We start from the raw sequence: 25239 nt of genomic DNA, 5'->3' as shown, positions 1-25239 counted from the left end.
GCCCGCATCCCCTCCTCCCTCTGAAAGGCACCATGGATCGCCCATCCCCGGTCTTGCAGGTCGACGACGCCCCCGTGGTGTGGCTCGGCGCCAACTTCTGGTCGCGCAGCGGCGGCCCGCTCATGTGGACGCGGTACGACGCGGCGCTCGTGCGGGAGGAGCTGCGCGTACTGGCCGAACACGGCCTGAACATGACCCGCTCCTTCTTCTACTGGCCCGACTTCCATCCGACCCCGGACTCGCTCGACGAGCAGTGCGTCGCGAACTTCGCCGACTTCCTCGACGCCCACACGGAGGCCGGGATGACGACGGTCCCGACGTTCCTCGTCGGGCACATGTCCGGAGAGAACTGGGATCCGGCCTGGCGCGACGGCCGCGACCTGTACCGGGACGTCTGGTTCGTCGGCCGGCAGGCCTGGTACGTGCGGGAGCTGACGGCGCGGTTCGCCGCGCATCCCGCGGTCGCCGGCTGGCTGCTCACCAATGAGGTGCCGATCTACGGCGGGGAGGCGCCGCGTCCCATCGTCGACGCGTGGGCGTCGCTGCTGGTGGATGCGGTGCGCGCAGGCGGAGGGACGCAGCCGGTCGCGGTCGGCGACGGCGCCTGGGGCATCGAGACGACCGGCCACGACAACGGCTTCTCGGTGCGCGACCTGGCGGCGTTCACCGACTTCATCGGGCCGCACGTCTACCGGATGGAGACCGACCAGGTGCGGCAGCACCTCAAGGCGGCGTTCATCGCGGAGCTGGCGGCGACCGACGGTCTGCCGGTCATCATGGAGGAGTTCGGCCTGACCAGCGACTTCGTCTCGGATGCGGGGGCGGCCTCCTACTACCGGCAGCTGCTGTACTCGACCCTCCTGGCCGGCGCGACCGGCTGGATCGCGTGGAACAACACCGACTACGACGACCTCGCCGATCAGCGGCCGTACTCGCACCATCCCTTCGAGATGCACTTCGGGATCACCGACCGGCACGGCAACCCGAAGCCCCCGCTGCGCGAACTCGCGCGTTTCGCGCAGGACCTCGCCGCGATCGAGCTGCCCGCCGTGCGGAGGGCCCCGGTGGATGCGGCGCTCGTCGTCCCCTCGCACCTCGCCGAGGACTACCCGTTCACGCAGGAAGAGGAGCGCGCCCACATCGTGGCGACGGGGGAGCAGGCCTACGTCGCCGCGCACGAGGCGCACATCCCCGTCGCGGTGGTGCGCGAGAAGGAGGACGGCGGTCTGCCGGCCGGGTACGGGCTGTACCTGCTCCCGTCGGTCAAGCAGCTGTGCGCCACCTCGTGGGAGCAGCTGGTGTCGCTCGCCCGCGACGGCGCGACCGTGTACGCGTCGTACGCGCACGGGCCGAGCGGTGTGCAGCGCGGCCCGTGGTGGGCGCACACGGAGGAGCTCTTCGGCGTGCGGTCCGACAGCGCGTACGGGCTCGCCGAGCCGGTGACGGACGCGACCGTGACCGTGCGGTTCACGGAGGCGTTCGGGTCGATCGCCGCGGGGACCGAGCTGTCGTTCGCGGCGGCGGGGAACGAGAACGGACGCACGTACCTCCCGGTGCGGGCGACCGCGGGCCGCGTCGTCGCGGTGGATGCGCACGGCCGGCCGGCGATCGTGGTGCGCGATCACGGCGCCGGGCGCGCGGTGCTGTCGACCTATCCGCTCGAGTACTTCGCGTCGGCGCAGGCCCGGGTGAACCCGGAGGAGACCTGGCGGCTGTACGACGCCCTCGCCGCCGTCGCGGACGTGGAGCGGGATGTCCGCATCGACGATCCGCGCGTGTTCACCGACGCGCTGGTGCACGAGGACGGCCGCCGTTTCGTGTTCTTCGTGTCGCAGCACGACACCGCGGTCACCGTCGAGCCGACCGTCACCGGCGGCGAGCTGCGCACGCTCGACGGCGACGCATCCCCGTCCATCGCGCTCGACCCCTACGGCGTCGCCATCCGCCTCCTCGCCCTCGACTGACGCCCCGTCTCCCGCGGGTCTCCGCCCCCGTCGAGTCCGCAAACTTTGCACGCCCGCGCCGCGTGTCGCGTGCAAAAATCGCGGACTCGACGGTGGGGGCTAGGGGGTGGGGGCTAGGGGCGGGGAGCGGGGGCGTGGCGGTCGAGGAAGGCGTACACCTCGGTGGCGTCGACGCCCGGGAAGGTCCCGGTCGGGAGCGCGGCGAGCAGGGACGTGGGAGTTCGCGCGGCCGGCCAGGCCATCCCCTCCCAGCGCTCGGCGAGAGCTTCGGGCGGCCGGCGGCAGCACGACTCGTCCGGGCAGCGTGACACGGCGCGGTGCGTCGTCTCACGGCCGCGGAACCACTTCACGTGCGCGAACGGCACGCCGACGCTGACCGAGTAGTCGCCCTCCTTGGCCTTCTCGACGCGGGAGGTGCACCAGAAAGTGCCGCTCGGGGTGTCCGTGTACTGGTAGTACGGGCTGAACCGGTCGGCGACGTCGAACACCGTGCGCGCGGTCCAGCTGCGGCACACCGGCGTCCCCTCGACCGCGCCGAGCGCATCCGACGGGAAGGACACGGCGTCGTTCTCGTACGCCTTGATGATGGTGCCCGACTCGTGCACCTTCATGAAGTGCACGGGGATGCCGAGGCGTGCGGTGGCGAGGTTGGTGAACCGGTGCGCCGCGGTCTCGTACGACACCGCGAACGCGTCGCGGAGGTCCTCCATCGAGATGCGCCGGAAGTTCTTGGCCTCGGTCAGGAAGGCCACCGCATCCTTCTCGGGCAGCAGCAGCGCGGCCGTCAGATAGTTGGTCTCGATCCGCTGACGCAGAAAATCGGCGTAGTTTCTCGGCTCGTCGTGGTCGAGCACGTGCGAGGCGAACGCCTGCAGGATGGGGGAGCGCGAGTCGCGGGAGGCCGACTGCTCGGTCGGAAGGTAGATCCGCCCGTTCCGCCGGTCGGTGACCGAGCGGGTGGAGTGCGGCAGGTCGCCGACGTAGTGCAGCTCGTAGCCGAGGTGGTCGGCCATGTCGGTCACCGTCTGGTGCGACACGGGGCCGCCGGCGTGCCCGACGGCGGCCAGCAGGTCGGCGGCGATCGCCTCCAGCTCGGGGAAGTGGTTGTCGCGCGCCCGCATCGTCGCCCGCAGCTCCGCGTTGGCCCGGCGCGCCTCCTCCGGGGTCGCGGCGCGCTCGCGATGCAGCCGCTCCACCTCCTGGTGAAGGGCCAGGATCGCCTGCAGCGTCGCGTCGGGCACGGTCTTGCCGACGCGCACGGGATCGATCCCGAGGGAGGCGAACACCGGTCCGCGCTGCGCCCGCTCGACGGCGATCTCGAGGGCCGAGCGCTCGTCCGGGGGCTCCGGGGCGAGCAGGTCGTCGACGGTCACGCCGAGCGCGTCGGCGATCGCGCGGAGCAGCGCGAGCCGCGGTTCGCGGTTGCCGTTCTCGATGGTCGACACCTGCGACGGCGCGCGGTCGACGGCGGAGGCGAGTGCCTCCAGCGTCATCCCGCGCCGCTGCCGGAACGCGCGGATGCGCCGCCCGAGGGTGAGCGCGTCGGCTGCGGGCTGGTCGTCGTGCACGTCGTCGATGACGGTCATAGTGGCCATGCTGACAGTCGCGCGAAGTTCTGGCAAACAGAAGAACCTGTGAATTTCTGTCGACCGATCCGGGTCGGGCGGTGCGCGGCGGGCGAAGGATCGAGTCATCCGATCCGACCGATGGAGGTCCAGACATGGAAAACCGGACGACAGAGCCCCGCCCCGGCGACACGACCCAGACCGCCGCCGAGCTGCAGCTGGAGTGGGATGCCGACCCGCGCTGGTCGGGCATCCGCCGCGACTACACGGCCGACGACGTCGTCAGCCTGCGCGGACCGGTCCGCGAGGAGCAGACCCTCGCGCGCCGCGGCGCCGAGCGCCTCTGGGAGCTGATCCGTCGCGAGAGCAGCGCGGACGACCCGCGCTGGGTCGCCGCGCTCGGAGCCCTCACCGGGAACCAGGCCGTTCAGCAGGTCCGCGCCGGACTCGAGGCGATCTACCTGTCCGGCTGGCAGGTCGCCGCCGACGCTAACCTCGCGGGCCAGACGTACCCCGACCAGAGCCTGTACCCGGCCAACTCCGTCCCCGCCGTGGTCCGCCGCATCAACAACGCTCTCTTGCGCGCCGGCCAGGTCGAGGGCACCGACGGGCCGGTGGCCGACTGGATGGCGCCCATCGTCGCCGACGCCGAGGCGGGCTTCGGCGGCCCGCTCAACGCCTACGAGCTGATGCACGCGATGATCCAGGCGGGTGCGGCCGGCGTGCACTGGGAGGACCAGCTGGCCAGCGAGAAGAAGTGCGGGCACATGGGCGGCAAGGTGCTCGTGCCGACCGGCCAGCACATCCGCACCCTCAACGCGGCCCGGCTGGCGGCCGACGTCGCAGGCGTGCCCACCATCGTGATCGCCCGCACCGACGCCCTCGCCGCGACGCTGCTCACCAGCGACCACGACGAGCGCGACGCCCGCTTCCTGACCGGGACGCGCACGGCCGAGGGGTTCTACGAGGTCGAGAACGGCATCGCGCCGGTCATCGCCCGCGGGCTGGCGTACGCGCCCTATGCCGACCTGCTGTGGGTGGAGTCGGCCGAGCCGGACCTGGAGCTCGCCCGGCGCTTCGCCGAGGCGGTGCACGCGGAGTACCCGGACAAGCGCCTCGCCTACAACTGCTCGCCGTCGTTCAACTGGCGCCGCCACCTCGACGACGAGACGATCGCGCGGTTCCAGCGGGAGCTCGCTGCGATGGGATACGCCTTCCAGTTCATCACGCTGGCCGGCTTCCACGCCCTGAACCACTCCATGTTCACGCTCGCCCGCGACTACGGGCGGCGCCACATGAGTGCCTACGTCGATCTGCAGGAGGCGGAATTCGCCTCGGAGAGCGACGGCTACACCGCCACCCGCCACCAGCGGGAGGTCGGCACCGGCTACTTCGACCGGGTCGCGACCGCGCTCAACCCCGACAGCGCGACGCTCGCCCTCACCGGCTCCACCGAGGAGCACCAGTTCTGACCCCTCCCGCGCGCCCCACCATCCGCTCCTGAGTTTTTCGCCCGACACGCCGTGGCGGAGCGGAAAAACTCAGGAGCTGCGGGCGGCGCACGACACCACGACGACAAGGAAGAAAGACATGATCGAGATCACCGGGCCGCGCGACGACGCGACCGACACCATCCTGACGCCGGAGGCCATCGCCTTCGTCGACCACCTGCACCAGGCGTTCGCCGCCCGGCGGCAGGAGCTGCTGGCCGAGCGTCAGCGCCACCGCGCCGAGGCCGGCAACGGCCGCGACCCGCGTTTCCTGAGCACGACGGAGGCGATCCGCGACGACCGCACCTGGCGGGTGGCCGGAGCCGGGCCCGGGCTGGAGGACCGCCGGGTCGAGATCACCGGCCCGACAGACCCGAAGATGGCGATCAACGCCCTCAACTCGGGAGCCCGTGTGTGGCTCGCCGACCTGGAGGACGCCACCAGCCCGACCTGGGCGAACATCGTCGGCGGCCAGAGGACGCTGCACGACGCGGTGCGCGGCCGCCTCGCCTTCACCAGCACGGAGGGCAAGGAGTACCGGGTCACGACCCCGTTCGAGCACACGCCGACGATCGTGATGCGCCCCCGCGGCTGGCACCTGGTCGAGAAGCACCTCGCGTTCACCGACCGGGCCGGGCGCACGGCGCCGGCCAGCGCCTCCCTCACCGACTTCGGCCTGTACTTCTGGCACAACGCCGCGGAGCTGGTCGCGAACGGCCGCGGACCGTACTTCTACCTGCCCAAGCTGGAGTCGCACCACGAAGCTCGGCTCTGGAACGACATCTTCGTCTTCGCGCAGCAGCGCATCGGGATGCCGGTCGGCACCATCCGGGCCACGGTCCTGATCGAGACCATCCCGGCGGCGTTCGAGATGGAGGAGATCCTGTTCGAGCTGCGCGATCACTGCGCCGGCCTCAACGCCGGCCGCTGGGACTACATCTTCTCGATGATCAAGACGTTCCAGGGCCGCGGCCGGCGGTTCGCGTTCGGCGACCGCGACCGCATCACGATGACCGTCCCGTTCATGCGCGCATACACGGAGCTGCTGGTCGCCACCTGCCATCGGCGCGGGGCGCATGCGATCGGAGGGATGAGCGCCTTCATCCCCAACCGCCGGGATGCGGAGGCGACCGAGCGGGCGCTGGCCCGGGTCGCCGACGACAAGCGGCGCGAGGCCGGCGACGGCTTCGACGGCACCTGGGTCGCGCATCCCGACCTCATCCCGACCGCGCTCGCCGAGTTCGACGCCGTGCTCGGGGACCGGCCGAACCAGGTGGACCGCCTGCGGGACGACGTGCAGGTGAGCGCGGACGATCTGCTGGACGTGCGCGGCGCGGACGCGACCGTGACGGACGCCGGGGTGCGCTCGAACGTGTCCGTCGCGCTCCGCTACATCGAGGCCTGGCTGCGCGGGACGGGCGCGGTCGCGATCGACGGCCTGATGGAGGATGCCGCGACGGCCGAGATCTCGCGCTCGCTGCTGCGGCAGTGGATCGACAACCGGGTCGTCACCGCCGAGGGGACGGCCGTGGACCGCGAGGCCGTCGCGCGCATCCTGGAGGAGGAGCTCGCTCGCTTGAGTGCCGTTGCCCCCGCGGGCGATCGGTTCGCGGACGCGGCGGAGCTGCTGCGCGAGGTGGCGCTGGGGGAGGAGTTCCCGACCTTCCTCACCATCCCGGCGTACGCGCGCTACCTGGTCGACACACCCGACGCGTCCTCGCAGGAGCTCCCCCTCGCCGGATGACGCCTCGAATCCGTCGAGTCCGCGAACTGTGCACACATCCGCCGCGTGTCGCGTGCACAGTCTGCGGACTCGACGGGGGTGGGAGGTCAGGGATGGTGTTCGAGGTACTGCCGGAGCACGGTGGCGTGGTTGAGTTCGGGGTCGCGTGCGCCGACGAGTAGCGTCACCGTCGGATGCGTCCGGCCGAGCTCACGCAGCGCATCTACCGCCGGATTGCCGTCCAGCTCCGTCTCGTACCGGTGGCGGAACTCGTCGAACACCTCCGCTTTATCCGCCGGACTCTGGTGGAACCAGCGGCGCAGCTCTGTCGACGGGGCGACCTCCTTGAGCCACTCGTCGATGTCGGCGCGGGCTTTACTCACGCCGCGCGGCCAGAGCCGGTCGACGAGCACCCGGAAGCCGTCGTCGGCCGCGGGCGGATCGTAGATGCGTTTCACCGTGAACACGGGATGCCTCCTTCGGCCGGAGTGTCCGAGTGCGGTCGTTCTGGGGCCAGTGTCGCGCGCAGCTCAGCCGGTGGCCAGCAGCGCGTCGGTCTCGGCGGCCGTCGGCGCCGTCGCCGGGCCGCGTCGCGTGACCGCGATCGCGGCCGCCGCGTTCGCCCGCCGTGCGGCGTCGAGCGGTGTGGCGCCGCGGGCCAGAGCCGCCGCGAGGACGCCCCCGAACGCGTCGCCCGCACCCGTGGTGTCGACGGCGTCGACGGGGAAGGCCGGCAGGTGCGCGGGCGCGGGGTCGTCGGTGGCGACCCAGCATCCGGAGGAGCCGTCGCGGACGACGGCGACCCCGCCCTCCCGCAACGAGCCGCGGAGCGACCCGGCGGCCGGGGCGGGATGCGCGTGCGTGCGCAGGAGGCGCGCCTCGCGGGCGTTGGCGCTCAGCACGTCGGTGCGGCGCAGTGTCGTCTCCAGGAGCTCCGGGTTGAGCGCTCCGACCAGCGGGGACGGGTCGAAGACGACGCGCGTCTCCGGGCCGAGCGCCGTCAGCCAGCCCGCGACGGCCGGTCCGGATCCGGGATGCGCGAGGCTGTAGCCGGAGACGTACACGACGTCCGCAGCGCGGGGCTGGACGGCATCCAGGTCGGCGCGGCTCAGCATCCCCTCGGCGCCGGGGGCGGTGACGAGCGTGCGTTCCGCCGCACTGTCGACGAGGACGACGCAGTAGCCGTTGTCGACGCCGTCGAGCGGCGGGTTCGCGACCGAGATGCCTTCGCGCCAGAGCGCCTCGGCGACGACCTCGCCGAAGGGTCCGCTCCCGGAACGGCCCGCGAACACGACGTCCGCGCCGTCGCGGGCGGCGGCGGCCATGACGTTGAAACCGCCGCCGGCCGCCATGCCCGCCGAGGAGGCCAGGACGTCGCCGCCGCGCTCCGGCAGCGCATCCACCGTCAGGAGGAGGTCGACGACGACCGTCCCGGTGAAGATGAGGCGTCCGTCAGCCATGTCGCCTCCGCAGCTCCAGCAGTCCGTCGACCAGGGGTTCCAGGTCGAGCGCGTTGACCCTTCGGACCGTCTCGACGGCCGTGCGCGGCCACGTGGCCGCTCCCGTGGCCCCGAGCACGGCTCCCGCCATCGCGCCGATGGTGTCCGTGTCCCCGCCGAGCCCGGCGGCGCGGCAGAGCGTGTCCCAGGCGGCATCCGGCTCGGGATGCGCCGGTTCCGCCCCCGCGACGGTCACGGCGACGAGCGCGAGGGCGGCGACCACGGACTCCTGCGCGGCGACCGACGTCCCGACGACGTCGGCGATGGCGTCGTCCTGCTCTCGCGGCGGCAGGCCCAGGAGGAAGGGGATGGCCCACTCCAGTCGCGCGGCGATGTCGCCCCCGGTCACCCAGTGGCCGCGCCTGGCGCCCTCGCGTGCGGCGGCGACCGCCACATCCAGCGCCTCCGGGGTGTCGGCGCCGTCGATGCCGGCGCTCACCGCGGCGCCGACCGCCGCGGCGCTGGCGATGCCGATGCCGGTGTTGTGGGTGAGGGCGCTGACGGACACGACCGCATCGACGAAGCCGCCGAGCGGCTCGACGGGCACGGCGATGCCGACCGGCGCGATGCGCATGGCGGCGCCGTTGGTCGCCCCGAACCGGCCGGCCTCTTCCGGCGGCATGCCGTCCTGCAGGCGCTGCAGGGCGGCGCGGGTGCTCGGGCCGAGCAGGTCGAGCGAGCCGCGCGACTCCATGGCGCGCTCCCACGCGAGCAGCTCGCCGGCGAAGACGGCGGGACGGACGGTGCCGCCGCCGTCGATGAGGAGGCGCGCGAGCAGCACGGCCTGCTCGGTGTCGTCGGTGATGGAAGCCGCCGGCATCCCGGCCGCGATCTGCTGGTGCGGGCCGGCTGCGACGAACCCGCGGAGGGCGCCGTGGTCGGCGGCGATCCGCTCGCGCGACATCGACTGGGTGGGCATGCCGAGGGCGTCGCCGAGCGCCAGGCCCTGGAACGCGCTCAGGGCCCGGGCGCGCGCGGTGTCTCTCACAGCGGCGCCAGGAGCGCCCCGCGCAGCCGCTCGCTCAAGTCGGGCGGGACCTCGACGCCGACGCCCAGCGCCTGGATGGCGCGGCTGAAGTAGTTGCGCGCCGCGGCGGCCAGGGTGATGTCGACGATCTCGCGGTCCGTGAATCCGAGGTCGCGCAACCGCCCGGCGTCGTCGGGGGTCATCGTGGAGGAGTCCGTGCTGAGGCGCTCGGCGTACTCCATCATCGCGACCTCCGCCTCGCTGAGCCCGGCGTCGTGGTAGTCGCGGGCGATGCGCTCGAGCTCGTCCTCGTCCATGATCGTGAGCGACTTGCGCCCGTGCGCGAGGCGGCACTGCTGCGACCGGAGCGCCTGGGCGGCGGCGAGGGTGACGAGCTCGTACCGCCGCTTGCCAAGCGTTGGCACGATCGCGTGTACGAGGTCCTCGAACGCGTGGAACGCCTCCGGGTTCGTGCTGAGCACGCGGGTGTACTCGGCGACGTAGCCGAGGTCGTCGAGGTCTTCGGCGTACAGCTCGGCGACGGCGCCGGTCGCGTCGGACGGTTCGGGGCTCTCGATGATGGACACGGCGGTCTCCTCCCGTGAGGTCCGTCTCATTCTCACGCGCGCCGATCCCTGCCGTCGAGTCCGCGATCTTTGCACGCGCCTCGCCGGGCGAGCGTACAAAGATCGCGGACTCGACGGTGGGGTCAGTGGGCGAAGGCTCCGGCTTCGGAGGGGGAGTCGGCGGGCTTCCGGAGGAAGAACGAGCCGGCGACCGCGAACAGCGAGATGATCGCGCCTGCGAAGAACGCCGCGCGGATGCCGCCGGCCTGCGCCGCATCCACTCCGGCCCCGCCCGCGGCCAGGGCCGTGCCCTGCAGCGTCAGCACCGCGATGAGGAGGGCCGTGCCTGCGGCTCCGCCGACCTGCTGGATGGTGCCGAGGATGGCGCTGCCGTGCGAGTAGAGGTGCGGCGGCACGGCGCCGAGACCGGCGGTGAACAGCGGCGTGAACATCATCGCGAGCCCGAGGCTCATGACGACGTGGGCGGCGATGACGAGACCCACCGGGGTGTGCTCGGTCACCATCGTGAGCGACCACAGCACCAGGCTCACGAGGATCGAGCCGGGGACGACGAGCACCCGCGGGTCGAACCGGTCGTACAAGCGGCCGACGAACGGCGCCGCGAGCCCCATGATCAGCCCGCCCGGGAGCAGGATGAGACCGGTCGAGAGCGTGTCGAGGTGCAGCACGTGCTGGAGGTACAGCGGCAGCACGATGATGACGCCGAACATCGACGCGGTCGTGATCGCCATCAGCACGATCGAGATCGTGAAGATCGGGAACCGGAACGTGCGCAGGTCGAGCAGGGCCCGATCCCGGCGCTGCAGGAGCAGCTGGCGCGTGATGAACGCGGCCAGACCCAGCACGCCGACGATGAGCGACCCCCACAGCATGACCGGGCTCGCGGACGCGCCGCCGGACTCGCCCGAGAGCGTGAGGCCGTAGACGAGGCCGCCGAACCCGAGCGCCGAGAGGATGACCGACAGCACGTCGATCTTCACCTTCTCGGTCTCGGTCACGTTCTCGACGAACTTCATGCCGATCAGCAGCATGATCAGGGCGATCGGCAGCACGATCAGGAAGATCCAGCGCCACGGCAGGAAGTTCAGGATGAGGCCGGAGATGGTCGGGCCGATGGCCGGGGCGACCGAGATCACGATCGAGACGTTGCCCATCGTCCGCCCGCGCATGGCGGGAGGGACGAGCGTCATGAGCGTCGTCATCAGCAGCGGGATCATGATCGCCGTGCCCGACGCCTGGACCACGCGGGCGGCCACGAGCACCAGGAATCCGGGCGCGAGCGCCGCCGACAGCGTGCCGAGGGAGAACAGCGACATGGCGGCGATGAACATCTGCCGCGTCGTGTACCGCTGCAGCAGGATGCCCGTGATCGGGATGACCACCGCCATCGTCAGCATGAAGGCCGTCGACAGCCACTGCGCGGCGAGCGCGTCGACGTGCAGGTCGTCCATCAGCTTGGGGATGGCGACGGTCATGATCGTCTCGTTGAGGATCACGACGAACGTGGCCGCGAGCAGCAGCCAGATCACGCGCTGGTCGCGCGGGGCGATGCGCGGCGCGGCAGCGGGCGTGGCCGGCTGCCCGATGGCGCCGGCATCGACCGAAGGCACAGGTGAGGTCCTCTCAGTCACCGGTACAACCTATCGGTGACCACCGACGCTCGGGGTGTCCGCGACCTGAACTGTGGATGAGTTCGCTGACCGCAGAACGGGGGAATAAATCGCGTCCGACGCCGTCCGGCCGCGCCTATCCGCCGAGCCCCGCCACGGCTCGCACCGCCTCGCCGACCGCCGGCGCCACGGCGGCGAGCTGCTCCGCCGTCACCTCCGGCCCCCACGAGAACCGTACGGCCGTCCGGGCGACGTCCTCCGGGTAGCCCAGCGCCAGCAGCACGTGGGAGGCGTCCTCGCTGCCCGCGGCGCACGCCGATCCGCTGGACGACACGACACCGCGCCGTTCGAGTTCCAGCAGCACCGCCTCCCCGTTGATGCCGGGGAAGACGAACGATGCCGTGCCGGGGAGCCGCGACGTGGGATGCCCGGTCAGGGATGCGCCCGGCGCCTCAGCGAGCACGGCCGCGACGAACGCGTCGCGTGCCGCAGCAGCGGCCGTCGCACGCTCCTCCAGACCGGAGGCGCTGAGCCGCGCGGCCGTCGCCAGCGCCACCGCACCGGCCACGTTCTCCGTCCCCGACCGGCGCCCGCGCTCCTGGCCGCCGCCGTGGATCACCGGCTCCAGCGGGATGCGCCCCTTCACGTACAGCGCGCCGACGCCCTTCGGCGCCCCGAGCTTGTGGCCGGAGACGCTCAGCGCATCCACTCCCAGCGTCCGCACGTCGAGCGGCAGCCATCCCGCCGCCTGCACGGCGTCGCTGTGGAACGGGATGCCGTGCTCGTGCGCGATGGCGCTGAGCGCGGCGATCGGCTGCACGGTCCCGACCTCGTTGTTGGCGAGCATCACGCTCGCGAGGGTGGTGTCGGGCCGGAGCGCCGCGGCGAAGGCCGCCGGGTCGACGAGCCCGTCCCGGCCGACCGGGACGATCGTCGCCTCGAAGCCGTGCAGCCGGACGAGGTGGTCCACCGATTCCAGAACGGCCTCGTGCTCGATCGGCGTCGTCACGAGGTGGCGTCCGCGCGGATTCGCCAGCGCGATGCCCTTCACGGCGAGGTTGTCGGCCTCCGTCCCGCCCGAGGTGAAGGTGACCTCGGATGGGCGGCAGCCCAGCCACTCCGCCACGGCCGCGCGGGCGTCGGCCAGGCCGCGCGCGGCGGACTCGCCCACGGCGTGGTGGCTCGACGGGTTGCCGAAGTCGCCCGTCAGGTAGGGCCACATCGCCTCCAGCACCTCCCGGCGGACCGGGGAGGTGGCGGCCGCGTCGAGGTAGATCACTCCACCACCACGTCCAGTCCGAGGTCGAGCGACCGGACGCTGTGGGTCAGCGCGCCGGACGAGATCACGTCGACGCCCGTCTCCGCGATGGCGCGGACCGTCGCCAGGCTCACGGTGCCGCTCGCCTCCACGATGGCGCGGCCGGCGATCAGGGCGACGCCCTCCCGCAGCTCGTCGACGGTGAAGTTGTCGAGCATGATCGTGTCGACGCCGGCCGCGAGCACCGGCTCGATCTGGTCGATGCGGTCCACCTCGACCTCCAGGTGGGTGGTGTGCGACAGCTGCTCGCGCACGCGGAGCAGCGCCTGCGTCACCGAGAGGCCGCTCTCGGCGGTCAGCACCGCGAGGTGGTTGTCCTTCGCCATGACGGCGTCCGACAGCGAGTAGCGGTGGTTGTGGCCGCCGCCCGCACGGACCGCGTGCCGCTCGAAGGCGCGCAGGCCCGGCGTGGTCTTCCGCGTGTCCACGATGCGGGCGGAGGTGCCGGCGACCTCGGCGACGAAGGCGGCGGTCTGCGTGGCGATGCCGCTCATCCGCTGCACGAAGTTGAGGGCGACGCGCTCGGCCTGCAGCACCGAGCGGGCCGGTCCCTCGACCGTCGCGATGGCGTCGCCGGTCGCGAACGTCGCGCCGTCGGGGATGTGCACAGTCACGGCGATCGCCGGATCGGTCAGCGTCATCGCGGCCGCGAACACCTCGCCGCCCGCGAAGGTGCCCGGCTCGCGCGCCACCAGGCGCGCCGTCGCCCGGGCCGTCTCGGGGATGAGCAGCTGGCTGGTCACGTCTCCCCACGGCGCATCCTCGACGAGGGCGGCCTGGACGACGGTGTGGATGAGCGGGCGGGTCAGCATGCTGCGGGAACCTCGAGACGGGTCGGCTGGGGGAGCAGGACGGTGTGGGCGGGCTCTCCGGAGCCCGGGAGCGGGAAGTCGGAGCGGAAGTGCGCCCCGCGCGACTCCTCGCGGGCGAGCGCCGCGGCGACGACGAGGCGGGCGAGGGTGAGGAGGTTGGCATCCTCTCCGGAGGACGGGGTCGCGTCGATGGCGGGCATCGCGGTGGCGGCGAGCTCGTCGGCGGCCTCGGCGAGACGGGAGCCGTCGCGGTGGACGCCGGCGGCCTCCCACATCAGCGCGCGCAGCCGGCCGCGGTCGAAGGCGCGTGCGGGACGCACGATGCCGGTGGAGACCGAACTCGACCGAACGGCGGACCCGGAGGCATCCGCCTCCACACGAACCGCCTCCTCCGTCCACGCCGGAGGCTCGGCCCAGGGGGCGTCGATCGCGCCGGCGGCGCGGTGGGCGAACACGAGGCCGTCGAGCAGGGAGTTGGACGCCAGCCGGTTGCCGCCGTGGGCGCCGGTGCAGGCCACCTCGCCGACGGCGAACAGCCCGCGGACGCTGGTGCGCCCCTCCGCGTCCGTCACGACGCCGCCCATCGCGTAGTGCGCGGCGGGAGTGACCGGGATGGGGCGGCGCGCCCAGTCGTGGCCGGCGGCGCGCGAGGCGGCGTCGATCGTCGGGAACCGCGCGGCGAGGAACTCCGCGCCCAGCGCCGTCGCGTCGAGCAGCACCGGGCGGCCGCCCTGCGCGGCCATCTCGACCGCGATGCCGCGGGCGACGACGTCGCGCGGCGCGAGCTCGGCGTCGGGATGCACGTCGAGCATGAAGCGCTCGCCCGCGGCGTTCCGCAGCACGGCGCCCTCTCCGCGCACGGCCTCCGAGACCAGGAACGCGCCCGCGCCGTCGTCCGCCGCGCCGTCGTCCGCCGCGCCGTCGTCCGCACCGCCCTGCAGCGCGGTCGGATGGAACTGGGTGAACTCCAGGTCGGCGAGCAGGGCTCCCGCCCGCCAGGCCGCGGCCACGCCGTCCCCGGTGGCGACCGACGGATTGGTGGTGTGCGCGTAGAGCCGGCCCCAGCCTCCCGTGGCCAGCACCACCGCGTCGGCCTCGATGGTCAGCGCCTCGCCCTCGACGGTCAGCGACACCCCGGCCGCCCGGCCGCCCTCGACGATGACGTCGCGGAGGAACGCCCCTTCGACGACCGGGATGCGCGCCGCCGTCACCGCGGCGACCAGCGCGCGCTCCAGCTCGGCCCCCGTCGCATCCCCGCCGGCGTGCAGCACCCGGGCCGACGAGTGCGCCGCCTCGAGCCCGCGCGCGAGCGTGTGGCCGTCCCGGTCGAACGCAGCGCCGCGGGCGATCAGCTCGCGGACGCGGTCCGGCCCGTCGGTGCAGAGCGCCTCCACGGCCTCCCGGACGGCGAGCCCGGCTCCGGCGCGGAGGGTGTCGGCGATGTGCGCGTCGACCGAGTCGTCGGGGAAGAGTGCCGCGGCGATCCCGCCCTGGGCGTACGGGGTGCTTCCGGAGGCGACGGACGCCTTGGTGACGACCGTGACGTCGTGGCCGAGCGTGTGCGCGCGCAGCGCCGCGGTGAGCCCGGCGATGCCGCTCCCGACCACCACCACGCTGCTCATGTCAGGCCGCCATCGTGGTGTCGGGCCGGGCGGCCAGCATCCGCTCGAGCGCCACCCGGGCCGGCTCCGCGACCGACGCGGGCACGCTGACCTGGTTGACGACCTCGCCGCGGACGAGCCCCTCGAGCACCCAGGCGAGGTAGCCGGGGTGGATGCGGTACATCGTCGAGCAGGGGCAGACGACGGCGTCGAGACAGAAGATGGTGTGCTGCGGGAACTGGGCGGCCAGCCGCTGCACCAGGTTGATCTCGGTGCCGATCGCGAAGGTCGAGCCCGCGGGCGCCGCCTGGATCGCCTTGACGATGTAGTCGGTGGAACCGTACTCGTCTGCCGCATCCACCACGTCCATCGGGCACTCGGGGTGCACGATCACGCGGACGCCGGGGAACTCGGCGCGCGCGTGGTCGATCTGGCCGACGGTGAAGCGCTTGTGCACCGAGCAGAAGCCGTGCCACAGGATGACCTGGGCGTCCTGGAGCGTCTGCGCGTCCGTCCCGCCCCACGCCTTGCGCGGGTTCCACAGCGGCATCCGCTCGACGGGGACGCCCATGGCCTTCGCCGTGTTGCGGCCCAGGTGCTGGTCGGGGAAGAACAGGACGCGCTGCCCGCGCTCGAACGCCCACTCCAGCACGGTCGCGGCGTTGGAGGAGGTGCAGACGATCCCGCCGTGCTCGCCGCAGAACGCCTTCAGCGCGGCCGACGAGTTCATGTAGGTGACCGGGATGACCGGCACGCGGCCGTCGGCGTCCGGCTCGGTGCCGTACAGCTCCTCGAGCTGCTCCCAGCACTCCTCGACCGAGTCGAGGTCGGCCATGTCGGCCATCGAGCAGCCGGCGGCCAGGTTCGGGAGGATGACGCGCTGCTCCGGCCGCGACACGATGTCCGCCGTCTCCGCCATGAAGTGGACGCCGCAGAAGACGATCGTCTCGGCCTCCGGGCGGGCCTTCGCGGCGTTGGCGAGCTGGAAGGAGTCGCCGACGAAGTCCGCGTACTGCACAACCTCGTCGCGCTGGTAGAAGTGGCCCATCACCGCGACACGGTCGCCGAGGGTCTCCTTCGCGGCGCGGATGCGGTCGCCGAGCTCCTGCGCGGTCGCGGTGCGGTACTCCTCGGGCAGCTCGCCCTGGCGGGGGGCGTTCGCCGGGATGGGGTCGCCGAGCGACGCGCCGGGGCCGTAGGAGGGGGCGGCGGCGTCGAACGTCCACGGCGCCTCCACCAGGTCGGGGGTGCAGGTGTCGCCGTCGAGCTGTCCGGCGGCGATGAGCCGGATGGTGGTGTCGACCGAAGCGATGGTCATGCGTTTCTTCCTTCGAACGGGTGCTGCTGGCGGGGGAGCGGCCCCGCGTCGGCGAGGTCGATCTGGTCGTTGTAGCGGTACAGCCGCGGCGGGCGGTGCGGGGTTCCGGTGAGGTACTCGTCCGTGGCGACGACCGTGCCGGAGGCCTCGATCGTGCGGCGGAAGTTGGCGGGATCGAGCGCCCTGCCGAGCACGGCCTCGTGCACGCCCCTCAGCTGGGCCAGCGTGAAGCGCTCGCCGAGGAAGGCGTGGGCGATGCGGGAGTACTCCATCTTCGTGCGCAGGCGCCAGAGCGCGTACTCGACGATCACGTTGTGGTCGAACGCGAGCTCGGGGAGGTCGTCTGCGGGGAACCAGCGCACGTTGTCGCCGACGCTCGCGCGCTCGGCCTCCTCGCTCCGGACGAGCGCCCAATAGACGACGGAGACCACGCGCTCGGCGCCGGGGGAGCGGTCGGCATCGCCGAAGGCGTAGAGCTGCTCCAGGTAGCTCGGCGTCAGGCCCGTCGTGTCGCTGAGCGTCCGGGCGGCGGCGAAGGCGAGGTCCTCGCCGACCCAAAGCGGCCCGCCGGGCAGCGCCCAGCGTCCCTCGAACGGCTCACGGATGCGGCGCACGAGCGGCAGCCACACCTGGGGGACGCCGCCCGTCTCGTCGTCGGTGCGCAGGGCGAAGATGACCGTCGACACGGCGAGGATCGCACTCGCGCGTTCGTGCCGTGCCGTCATGCTCCACTCCCGTCACCTAAAGGTCAGTGTGACTCTAACGCTTCTCCATCTTAGTGTCACTGCGACCAAAACGCGAACGCCCCCGAACACCGCCGCTGATTCGTCACGAATGGGCGCCATTCGTCACGAATGGCGCCCATTCGTGACGAATGGCGCGAGGAGCGAAGACGCGTGCGCACGGGACGGCGGGAGCGGATATGCTGGCCGGACAACCGAATACCGGGCCAACGAGGTCGATGCGGGAGAGTCGCGCGCACGAGCGCGGCACCGAAGGAGCAATCCTCCCCGACAATCTCTCAGGTACGCGTACCGCATCGGACTGGCCACTCTGAAAAGCAGGACGGCGCCCGCCGCCCTCGCCCACGGTGAAAGCCGCGCATCCCGTCCGGGAAGCGAGGTGAAACTCTCAGGCCGGATGACAGAGGGGGAGTTCTTCCCGGGAGCGGCGACGCTTCCGCAGCCCCCGGCCGACGGCCGGCGATCGGAGAACTCATGACCTCGCAGAGCACGCCAAACGGTACGGACGCCGAGCGCACCTCCCCGCTTCACGACGCCCACGTCGCCGCGGGCGCCTCCTTCACGGACTTCGCCGGCTGGCAGATGCCCGTCCGGTACTCCTCCGACCTCGCCGAGCACCACGCGGTGCGCACCGCGGCCGGTCTCTTCGACCTCTCGCACATGGGCGAGATCGTGCTCATCGGCCCCGAGGCCGGTCAGGCCCTCGACTACGCGCTGGCCGGCAGACTCTCGGCGCTCGCCGTCGACCAGGCCAAGTACAGCCTCCTGCTGTCGCGCTCCGGCGGCATCGTCGACGACCTCGTCGTCTACCGCACCGGCGACGACCGCTACATGGTGGTCGCGAACGCCTCGAACCGGGATGCGGTGGCCGCCGAGCTGCGCGACCGCACCGCCCCCTTCGACGTCGAGGTCTTCGACGAGTCCGACGACATCGCGCTGATCGCGGTTCAGGGGCCCGCCGCGCTCTCCGTCCTGCTCGCCACCCCGGGGCTGTCGGCGGACGCCGGAGCCATCGGCGGCTCCGACTTCGGCGAGCGCCTCTCGGCCCTCAAGTACTACTGGTCGCTCCCGGCGGAGTTCGAGACGCATCCCGTGCTCATCGCGCGCACCGGGTACACCGGCGAGGACGGCTTCGAGCTCTACGTCGCCCCCGACAACGCCCGGGCGCTGTGGGACGCGCTCGTCGAGGCCGGCACCGAGCAGGGGCTCGTCCCCGCGGGTCTCGCCAGCCGCGACACCCTCCGCCTCGAAGCCGGGATGCCGCTGTACGGCCACGAGCTCGGCCTCGACACGATGCCGGCGCAGGCCGGGCTCGGCCGCGTCGTCAACCTGGCGAAGGACACCGACTTCATCGGCCGCGCGGCCAGCGAGGGGGGCCCGCATCCCGACGCCCGCGTGCTCGTCGGCCTCACCGGCGAGGGCAAGCGCGCCGCCCGTGCCGGTTACCCCGTCTTCGCGAAGGACGACGTGACCGGCGACGACGCCGAGGTCGGCGTCGTCACGTCCGGTGCGCTCTCCCCGACGCTCGGGAGGCCCATCGCGATGGCGTACGTCGCGCCGCGCTTCGCCCGTGAGAACACCCTGCTCCAGGTGGATGTGCGGGGCACCCGCCTGCCGTTCACCGTCACCGCCCTCCCCTTCTACAGCAGAAAGAAGCGTTAGCCATGGCCGCAGAACGAGACCTGAAGTACACGCCCGAGCACGAGTGGCTCCTGGTCGACGGCGACGTCGCGACCGTCGGCATCACCGCGTACGCCGCCGAGAAGCTGGGCGACGTCGTGTTCGTCGAGCTGCCCGAGGAGGGAAGCGATGTCACCGCCGGCCGCGTGGTCGGCGAGATCGAGTCGACCAAGTCCGTCGGCGAACTGTTCGCCCCGGTGGACGGCACGGTCGCCGAGGCCAACAGCGCCGTGGTCGACGCCCCCGAGCTGGTCAACTCCGACCCGTTCGGCGCCGGCTGGCTCGTGAAGGTCCGTTTCACCGAGCTGCCCGACACCCTCCTGAGCTACGACGAGTACGCCGCCCTGACCGGCGAGTAAGGTTCCCCCACCTCACATGACCGACCTCTTCCCAACGCGTCACATCGGCACGGACGGCGACGCGCAGCGCACCATGCTGTCCGCGATCGGCGCGGCCGCCTCCCGTGAGTGGGCCTCCGTCGAGGACCTCGTCCACGCGGCCGTCCCCGACTCCATCCGCGTGGACGACGACCGCGTGTCCGCGCTCCCGGCCCCGCTGAGCGAGCGCGCCGCCCTCCCCGAGCTGCGTGCGCTCGCCGCCCGCAACACCGTCAATCGCAGCCTCATCGGGCTCGGCTACTACGGCACCATCACGCCCGCCGTCATCAAGAGGAACGTGCTCGAGAACCCGGGCTGGTACACGGCGTACACGCCGTACCAGCCGGAGATCTCGCAGGGCCGGCTGGAGGCGCTGATCAACTTCCAGACCATGGTCTCCGACCTCACGGGCCTCGACACGGCGAACGCCTCGATGCTCGACGAGGGGACCGCGGTGGTCGAGGGGATGCTGCTGGCGCGCCGCGCATCCAAGGCGAAGTCGCCGCGCTTCGTCGTCGACGTCGACACCTTCCCGCAGACGCTCGCGCTGCTGCGCAACCGGGCGGAGGCGGTCGGCATCGAGCTGGTCGTCCTCGACCTGGCCGGCCTGCCGGCCGACTCCCCGGAGCTGAGCGACGCGTTCGGCCTGTTCGTGCAGTACCCCGGCGCCTCCGGGCGCGTGTGGGACCCGAGCGCCGTCATCCGCACCGCGAAGGAGGCGGGGGCCGTCATCGTGGCCGCCGCCGACCTGCTCGCCCTCACCCAGCTGCGCGCCCCCGGCGAGCTCGGGGCGGATGTCGCGGTCGGAACCAGCCAGCGTTTCGGAGTCCCGATGGGCTTCGGCGGCCCGCACGCCGGCTACATGGCCGTCAGGAAGGGCCTGGAGCGGCAGCTCCCCGGCCGCCTCGTCGGCGTCTCGCAGGACGCGGTCGGCAAGCCCGCGTACCGGCTCACTCTGCAGACCCGCGAGCAGCACATCCGGCGTGAGAAGGCGACCTCCAACATCTGCACCGCCCAGGTGCTCCTCGCCGTGATGGCGGCGATGTACGCCGTCTACCACGGGCCGGCCGGGCTGCGCGCGATCGGGCGCCAGGTGCACCTCACGACGGCCGCGGTCGCCGAGGCGCTGCGCGCGTCCGGTGTCGAGGTCGTCTCGCGCTCCTTCTTCGACACGCTGCAGGTCGAGGTGGACGACGCGTCCACCGTCGTCGCCCGGGCGCACGACCGCGGCCTGCTGCTGCACGCGACGGACGCCGGTCTCGTCTCGCTGAGCATCGACGAGGAGTCCGCCGAAGACCTGCGTGACGGCGACTTCCCGCTCGGCGACCTCATCGAGGTGCTCGGCGGGACGGTCGACGGGACGGCGACGCTCGCCCTCACGGGCGAGGCTTCGTACGACCCGGCGCTCACCCGTGAGTCGGGCTACCTCACCCACCCCGTGTTCAACACGCACCACTCCGAGACCGCGATGATGCGCTACCTGCGGCTGCTGCAGGACCGCGACTACGCGCTCGACCGCGGCATGATCCCGCTCGGCTCGTGCACCATGAAGCTCAACGCGGCGACCGAGATGGAGGCGGTGACCTGGCCGGAGTTCGCTGCGCTGCATCCCTTCGCGCCCGCGGCCGACGTCGCCGGGTCGCTCGAGCTCATCGACCAGCTGGAGCGCTGGCTCGCCGACGTCACCGGCTACGACACCGTCTCGCTGCAGCCGAACGCGGGCAGCCAGGGCGAGCTCGCCGGCCTGCTCGCGATCCGCGGCTACCACCGGTCGCGCGGCGACCTGCAGCGCACGGTGTGCCTCATCCCGCAGTCCGCCCACGGCACGAACGCGGCCTCCGCCGTGCTCGCGGGCATGAGCGTCGTCGTCGTGGCGACGGACGAGCTCGGAAACGTCGACCTCGACGACCTGCGCGCCAAGATCGCGGAGCACGCGGACACCCTCGCCGCGCTGATGATCACCTACCCGTCGACCCACGGCGTGTACGAGCACGAGGTGGTCGCGATCACCCGGGCCGTGCACGACGCGGGCGGCCAGGTGTACGTGGACGGCGCGAACCTCAACGCGCTGCTCGGCTACGCCCGGTTCGGCGACTTCGGCGGCGACGTCAGCCACCTCAACCTGCACAAGACGTTCTGCATCCCGCACGGCGGCGGTGGCCCCGGCGTCGGGCCGGTCGCCGCGAAGGCGCACCTGGCGCCGTTCCTCCCCGGGCATCCGCTCGCGCAGGACGCGACGCATCCGCTCGCGGGCGGCGGCCGGGTCGAGCACGGCGGCGCGCCGGTCTCGGCCGCGCCGTACGGCAGCCCGAGCATCCTGCCGATCAGCTGGGCGTACGTCCGGATGATGGGGGCAGATGGGCTGAAGGATGCGACCGGAGCGGCCGTGCTGTCGGCCAACTACGTCGCCGCCCGGCTGCGGGAGCACTTCCCGGTGCTCTACGCGGGGGAGGACGGCCTGGTCGCACACGAGTGCATCCTCGACCTGCGTCCGCTGACCGAGCGCACCGGGGTCACGGTCGACGATGTCGCGAAGCGGCTCATCGACTACGGCTTCCACGCTCCGACGATGTCGTTCCCCGTCGCCGGCACCCTCATGGTGGAGCCGACCGAGAGCGAGGACCTCGGCGAGCTCGACCGATTCGTGGCCGCGATGATCGCGATCCGCGAGGAGGCCGACGCCGTCGCGGCGGGGGACTGGCCGTCCGACGACAACCCGCTGCGGAACGCTCCGCACACCGCGGAGGCCGCGGTCGCGTCCGACTGGACGCACCCGTACTCGCGCGAGCAGGCCGTGTACCCCGTCCCGGCCCTGGTCCGCACCAAGTACTGGCCGCCGGTGCGCCGCATCGACCAGGCGTACGGCGACCGCAACCTCTTCTGCGCCTGCCCGCCCCCCGAGGCCTTCGCCTGACCCGTACCCCACCTCCCCGCCCCTCGCCCCCCACCGTCGAGTCCGCAAACTTTGCACAGAATCGCCCCGCGAAGCGTGCAAAGATCGCGGACTCGACGGTGGGAGGTCAGGCGAAGATGTGGGGGAAGAGGGCGACGGCGACGGGATAGCCGACGAACGAGACGATGTCGATGATCGTGTGGGCCACGACCAGCGGCATCACGCGGCCCCAGCGCGTGTAGCACCAGCCGAAGACGGTCCCCATGATCGCGTTGCCGACGAACGGCCCGAAGCCCTGGTACAGGTGATAGCTGCCGCGCAGCACCGCGGCCCCCAGGATGATCGACCAGGTCCCCCAGCCGAGCTGACGCAGCCGCGTGAAGAGGTACCCGACGACGATGACCTCCTCCTGCAGCGCGGCACGAAGGGCGGCGAGGACGAGCACCGGCACCGTCCACCAGTGCGCGTCCAGTGTGGAGGCCTGCACGGCGACGGTGATCCCGAGCAGCCGGGTGATGGCGTAGAAGAGGATGCCGGGGATGCCGATCACGAGGAACAGCAACGCCCCGCCGCCCAGGTCGCGGGCGGGCCGGGTGAGGTCGAAGCCGATCCGCCGGAAGCCGCTACGGTGCGGCTGCCAGAGCAGGTAGACCACCAGGGCGACCGCGAACAGGGGGAACAGGTTGCCGAGCACCTGGTACAGGAAGTCGAACACCTCGCGGCTGGACTGGACCGGGTTGACGTCCGCCTTCTGGTCCGCCAGGGGAGTGCTCTGCGTCGACCGGTCGATGATCGTGACGATGGAGTAGATCGCCGATTGCCCGAGCGAGAGCCCGAGCACGATCGCCACCTCCCACCACAGCCGCGGGCGCGCGGCGCGCTCCACGGGGGTCTCTCCGGCCCAGGTCAGCGCGTCAGCCATACCGGCATCCTGCCAGCCCGGAGGGCAAACCACTGAATCATTGCATTGCACGATCAAATCCACCGTTTTTGTGCGCATCGTGCAGGAATCCACCGACTGAGTTACCACTCTGTAACGTTTTCCCGCGCTGTTTTGCAATCGCTGGCAGCGATACCTAGGGTCATTCTTATCCCGCGCGGACCAGGCTTCTCGCATGCCCGTTCCGACGCACACTTCGCACAGGAGGAACATTGCACATCAACGGAAGAAAGGGCAGGTTCGCGGTCAGCGCGGTCGCCGTCGCCGGCGTCGCAGCACTCGCGCTGTCGGCCTGCACCACGTCCGGGAGCACCGGCACCTCGTCCGCTGCCAAGGGCGGCACCGTGACGGTGGCGGTCGTGAACGACTTCACCTCGTTCAACTCGCAGACGCCGCAGGGCAACCTGGACACCAACGGCCAGGTCGGCTACCTCGACGGCTCGTACGGAACCGGGTTCCAGTACATCGACAACAACTACAAGATCGTCCACGACGACAAGTTCGGCACGTTCGAGAAGACCTCGGACGACCCGCTGACGGTCAAGTACACCCTGAACAAGGACGACAAGTGGTCCGACGGTGAGCCCGTCACCGCCGATGACATGATCCTCGCCTGGGCCATCGCCTCCGGTCACTACGACTCGGCCAAGTTTGACAGCGACGGCAACGTGACCAGCGGAACCCAGTACTTCCAGATCGCGGGATCCACGGCCGGCATCGACTCGACGGACTTCCCGACGGTCAGCAACGACAACCGCACGATCACCCTCAAGTACGCCACCCCGTACGTCGACTGGGAGCTCGTCAACCCGATCGCGCAGCCCGCGCACATCGTCGCCAAGAAGGCGGGCCTCTCCTCGGCCGCCGACCTGACGAAGCTGCTCAAGGGCCTGCCGAAGGGCGACCCGGCGAACCCGGCCCCGGCCGACCCGACGCTGAAGAAGGCGGCTGACTTCGTCAACACCGGCTACGACGTCACCGCGTTCCCGACCGACAAGGACCTGCTGGTCTCCTCCGGCGCGTTCGTCGTCTCGTCGTGGACCCCGGGTCAGTCGCTGACGATGGTGCCGAACAAGTACTACGCGGGCGGCCTCAAGCCGAACGTGGACAAGATCGTGTTCCGCATCATCCCCGACGCGAACGCCCAGGTCACCGCTCTCCAGAACGGTGAGGTCGACATCATCAACCCGCAGGCGTCCGCCGACACGATCTCCGCGCTCAAGCAGACCAGCGCGAAGATCCTGACCGGTGCGCAGGCGTCGTACGACCACCTCGACCTGAACTTCGGTTCGCAGGTGTTCTCCGACCCGAAGGTCCGGGAGGCGTTCCTCAAGACCATCCCGCGCCAGCAGATCCTCGACTCGATCGTCACCCCGGTCGACTCGAAGGCCAAGGTCCTGAACTCGCAGATCTTCCTGCCGAACCAGGAGCAGTACGCGGGCACCGTCAAGCAGAACGGGTCGGACAAGTACGACAAGGTCGACATCGACGGCGCCAAGGCGCTCCTCGCCGGTGCCACCCCGACCGTGCGGATCCTGTACAACACGAACAACCCGAACCGTGTCGACGAGTTCCAGTCGATCCAGGCATCTGCGTCGAAGGCCGGCTTCAAGATCGTCGACGCCGGATCGCCCGACTGGAGCAAGCTGCTCCCGGGTGGCGACTACGACGCCTCGCTGTTCGGCTGGATCAGCCCGGGTGCAGGTACCTCTGCCCTTCCGCAGATCTTCGCCTCGCAGGGTGGCGGCAACTACAACCGCTACACCGGCACCAACGACCTGGCGCTCAAGTCGCAGACCACCCTGGACAAGGATGAGCTGACGAAGATCGAGTACCAGATCGACAAGCAGACGTTCTCCGACGCCTACGGCCTCCCGCTGTTCCAGCTGCCGGGTGTCTTCGGCGCGACGAACCGTGTCGAGAACGTGAAGTACAACGGAAACCAGAACGGTCCGTTCTGGAACTTCTGGGAGTGGTCGGTCAAGTCCTCCTCCTCCAAGTAACACCTCCGTCAGAGAGAGTGCCCGGGAGAACCCCGGGCACTCTCCCTGCGGCGGGGCGTCGGTTCTCGTGCCGGCGCCCCGTATCATGTACTCGGTGGACGCGATCCGTCCACCCTTGAGATACGCGCCAGGCGGCACCCCCTCCGCCG

19 protein-coding genes and 2 riboswitches are annotated in these 25239 nt (G+C 71.6%); of the genes, 7 read left to right on the top strand and 12 right to left on the bottom strand.

Going from position 1 to position 25239, the window contains the following annotated elements; genetic code table 11:
* Positions 1-32: 32 nt before the first annotated feature.
* The gene (locus tag BJ963_RS07575; RefSeq protein WP_179455676.1) at positions 33-1964 is read left to right on the top strand and encodes a cellulase family glycosylhydrolase; all 1932 of its coding nucleotides are present in this window, start codon (positions 33-35) and stop codon (positions 1962-1964) included.
* 113 nt (positions 1965-2077) lie between these two features.
* On the opposite strand, the gene BJ963_RS07570 is transcribed toward BJ963_RS07575, so the two are convergent.
* A complete protein-coding gene (locus tag BJ963_RS07570) occupies positions 2078-3559 on the bottom strand; it encodes a helix-turn-helix transcriptional regulator (RefSeq protein ID WP_179455674.1) in 1482 nt (493 codons plus the stop codon).
* A gap of 125 nt (positions 3560-3684) precedes the next feature.
* Between BJ963_RS07570 and aceA the strand changes: the two genes are divergently transcribed.
* Entirely contained in the window at positions 3685-5001 is a 1317-nt protein-coding gene (aceA, locus tag BJ963_RS07565; RefSeq protein ID WP_179455672.1) for an isocitrate lyase, read from the top strand.
* Between the two features lie 118 nt (positions 5002-5119).
* Positions 5120-6763, top strand: a complete 1644-nt coding sequence (aceB, locus tag BJ963_RS07560; protein ID WP_179455670.1) for a malate synthase A — start codon at positions 5120-5122, stop codon at positions 6761-6763.
* Between the two features lie 86 nt (positions 6764-6849).
* On the opposite strand, the gene BJ963_RS07555 is transcribed toward aceB, so the two are convergent.
* From BJ963_RS07555 to BJ963_RS07510, 10 genes are all read right to left on the bottom strand, one after another.
* The gene (locus BJ963_RS07555) at positions 6850-7209 is read right to left on the bottom strand and encodes a DUF488 family protein, N3 subclade (protein ID WP_179455668.1); all 360 of its coding nucleotides are present in this window, start codon (positions 7207-7209) and stop codon (positions 6850-6852) included.
* A gap of 63 nt (positions 7210-7272) precedes the next feature.
* Entirely contained in the window at positions 7273-8202 is a 930-nt protein-coding gene (locus tag BJ963_RS07550; protein ID WP_179455666.1) for a PfkB family carbohydrate kinase, read from the bottom strand.
* The gene (locus BJ963_RS07545; protein WP_179455663.1) at positions 8195-9229 is read right to left on the bottom strand and encodes an ADP-ribosylglycohydrolase family protein; all 1035 of its coding nucleotides are present in this window, start codon (positions 9227-9229) and stop codon (positions 8195-8197) included. Before BJ963_RS07545 ends, BJ963_RS07550 begins: the two co-directional genes overlap by 8 nt.
* Positions 9226-9795, bottom strand: coding sequence for a carboxymuconolactone decarboxylase family protein (locus BJ963_RS07540; RefSeq protein ID WP_179455661.1), 570 nt, complete (start codon positions 9793-9795; stop codon positions 9226-9228). Before BJ963_RS07540 ends, BJ963_RS07545 begins: the two co-directional genes overlap by 4 nt.
* 122 nt (positions 9796-9917) lie before the next feature.
* Positions 9918-11405, bottom strand: coding sequence for a DHA2 family efflux MFS transporter permease subunit (locus BJ963_RS07535; protein ID WP_179455659.1), 1488 nt, complete (start codon positions 11403-11405; stop codon positions 9918-9920).
* Between the two features lie 136 nt (positions 11406-11541).
* The gene (locus BJ963_RS07530; protein WP_179455657.1) at positions 11542-12684 is read right to left on the bottom strand and encodes an aminotransferase class V-fold PLP-dependent enzyme; all 1143 of its coding nucleotides are present in this window, start codon (positions 12682-12684) and stop codon (positions 11542-11544) included.
* Complete coding sequence (gene nadC / locus BJ963_RS07525; RefSeq protein ID WP_179455655.1) at positions 12681-13535, bottom strand: carboxylating nicotinate-nucleotide diphosphorylase; 855 nt, start codon at positions 13533-13535, stop codon at positions 12681-12683. Before nadC ends, BJ963_RS07530 begins: the two co-directional genes overlap by 4 nt.
* Positions 13529-15157 carry an L-aspartate oxidase gene (nadB, locus tag BJ963_RS07520; RefSeq protein ID WP_179455653.1) on the bottom strand — a complete coding sequence of 543 codons (1629 nt, stop codon included), beginning with the start codon at positions 15155-15157 and terminating at the stop codon, positions 13529-13531. Before nadB ends, nadC begins: the two co-directional genes overlap by 7 nt.
* Position 15158: 1 nt before the next feature.
* A complete protein-coding gene (nadA, locus tag BJ963_RS07515) occupies positions 15159-16454 on the bottom strand; it encodes a quinolinate synthase NadA (RefSeq protein WP_179455651.1) in 1296 nt (431 codons plus the stop codon).
* A complete protein-coding gene (locus tag BJ963_RS07510) occupies positions 16451-17179 on the bottom strand; it encodes an NUDIX hydrolase (RefSeq protein ID WP_179455649.1) in 729 nt (242 codons plus the stop codon). Before BJ963_RS07510 ends, nadA begins: the two co-directional genes overlap by 4 nt.
* Positions 17180-17408: 229 nt before the next feature.
* A riboswitch (glycine riboswitch) is annotated at positions 17409-17501 on the top strand.
* A gap of 1 nt (position 17502) precedes the next feature.
* A riboswitch (glycine riboswitch) is annotated at positions 17503-17608 on the top strand.
* Positions 17609-17671: 63 nt separating this feature from the next.
* Here BJ963_RS07510 and gcvT point away from each other — a divergent pair.
* From gcvT to gcvP, 3 genes are read left to right on the top strand one after another with little or no spacing between them, the layout of a single operon-like run.
* Positions 17672-18859: a glycine cleavage system aminomethyltransferase GcvT gene (gene gcvT, locus BJ963_RS07505; protein ID WP_179455647.1), complete on the top strand. Its 1188-nt coding sequence runs from the start codon at positions 17672-17674 to the stop codon at positions 18857-18859.
* Between the two features lie 2 nt (positions 18860-18861).
* Positions 18862-19236 carry a glycine cleavage system protein GcvH gene (gene gcvH / locus BJ963_RS07500; protein WP_089909723.1) on the top strand — a complete coding sequence of 125 codons (375 nt, stop codon included), beginning with the start codon at positions 18862-18864 and terminating at the stop codon, positions 19234-19236.
* Between the two features lie 16 nt (positions 19237-19252).
* On the top strand, positions 19253-22168 hold the full coding sequence (gcvP, locus tag BJ963_RS07495) for an aminomethyl-transferring glycine dehydrogenase (protein WP_179455645.1): 2916 nt from the start codon (positions 19253-19255) through the stop codon (positions 22166-22168).
* A 106-nt stretch (positions 22169-22274) separates the two neighbouring features.
* On the opposite strand, the gene BJ963_RS07490 is transcribed toward gcvP, so the two are convergent.
* Positions 22275-23069, bottom strand: coding sequence for a CPBP family intramembrane glutamic endopeptidase (locus tag BJ963_RS07490; RefSeq protein WP_179455643.1), 795 nt, complete (start codon positions 23067-23069; stop codon positions 22275-22277).
* 230 nt (positions 23070-23299) lie between these two features.
* Between BJ963_RS07490 and BJ963_RS07485 the strand changes: the two genes are divergently transcribed.
* A complete protein-coding gene (locus BJ963_RS07485) occupies positions 23300-25090 on the top strand; it encodes an ABC transporter family substrate-binding protein (protein WP_179455641.1) in 1791 nt (596 codons plus the stop codon).
* The last annotated feature ends 149 nt before the right edge of the window (positions 25091-25239 follow it).

This window comes from Leifsonia soli, assembly GCF_013408745.1.
GTDB classification, from domain to species: domain Bacteria; phylum Actinomycetota; class Actinomycetes; order Actinomycetales; family Microbacteriaceae; genus Leifsonia; species Leifsonia soli.
The sequence above is the reverse complement of the archived record's forward strand: the minus strand, read 5'-3'. Positions and strand labels throughout refer to the sequence as shown.